Origin of the sequence: Paenibacillus xylanexedens, assembly GCF_007676705.1 — a bacterium.
In the GTDB taxonomy this organism is placed as follows: Bacteria; Bacillota; Bacilli; order Paenibacillales; family Paenibacillaceae; genus Paenibacillus; species Paenibacillus xylanexedens_C.
On sequence record NZ_VEBF01001011.1, the window covers coordinates 1 to 216 of the forward strand.

At 47.2% G+C, this 216-nt stretch carries 1 protein-coding gene; it reads left to right on the top strand.

Translation table 11 applies throughout. The features are described from left to right. Window positions 1–185: hypothetical protein (locus FS628_RS31860; RefSeq protein ID WP_222125378.1), on the top strand; the 185-nt coding region annotated here is incomplete at its 5' end. Between the last annotated feature and the right edge of the window lie 31 nt (window positions 186–216).

Genomic DNA, 216 nt, shown 5'->3' on the forward strand with positions numbered 1-216 from the left:
TGAGGAATATGGATCAAGAGGAAAAGGGAATGAATTTCCCATGTTTGACCGATGTCCCGACTGTCATTGTATTGCCCAAGGGAATGTTCATCGAAATGGCTATTACTGGAGGTACGCAATTGATGAGGCGGATCAGGCCCTGCGCATTCCTATTTGTCGACTCAGATGCCTGGCCTGCGGAGTAAATATTTCGATCTTGCCCGACTTTCTGATTCC